Annotated in this window: 2 protein-coding genes; both read left to right on the forward strand. The window is 62.9% G+C overall.

Annotated elements, in window-relative coordinates; all coding sequences use genetic code 11:
* Positions 1 to 440 (forward strand): porphobilinogen synthase (locus JK635_RS27885; RefSeq protein WP_498043851.1); only part of this gene is annotated, 440 nt, incomplete at its 5' end.
* A 24-nt stretch (positions 441 to 464) separates the two neighbouring features.
* The coding region (locus tag JK635_RS27890; RefSeq protein WP_202652776.1) for a hypothetical protein at positions 465 to 671 on the forward strand (207 nt) is incomplete at its 3' end.

The raw sequence follows: 671 nt of genomic DNA on the forward strand, positions 1-671 counted from the left end.
ACTACATCCATACCCGCATCATGGCCTACTCGGCCAAGTACGCATCGGCCTTCTATGGCCCGTTCCGGGACGCAGTGGGCTCCTCCGCCACGCTGGGCAAGGCCAACAAGTCCACCTACCAGATGGACCCGGCCAACAGTGACGAAGCACTGCGCGAAGTGGCGCTGGACCTGGCCGAAGGCGCCGACATGGTGATGGTCAAGCCCGGCATGCCCTATCTGGATATCGTGCGTCGGGTCAAGGACGAATTCCGGGTGCCGACCTTCGCCTACCAGGTCAGCGGCGAATACGCGATGATCAAGGCGGCGGCCCAGAATGGCTGGCTGGACCACGACAAGACGATGATGGAAGCCATCATGGCATTCAAGCGTGCCGGCGCGGATGGCGTGCTGACCTACTTCGCGCTGGATGTCGCACGCCGCCTCAAGCACAATCCCTGATCAACCCTGAAGCAATCTGCCTGCATGGATCTCTTCCTGATTACCCACGCGCAGGTGAGCCGCCTGGACGAACTGCCATCCATCCTCCCGCCGCAAGGCTTTCTCTGGCTGGACGTCAGCCATGAGGAAGTGGCGGCGGCGCCTGAAGAATGGCGGGCGGCGGTGGAGCGGGCAACCTGCGTCTCCGTGTACGACCCCCATCTGACCGATGCCGTCAATCTGCGGCATCCC

Source organism: Neobacillus paridis (assembly GCF_016765675.1).
Taxonomy (GTDB): Bacteria; Bacillota; Bacilli; order Bacillales; family Cytobacillaceae; genus Neobacillus; species Neobacillus paridis.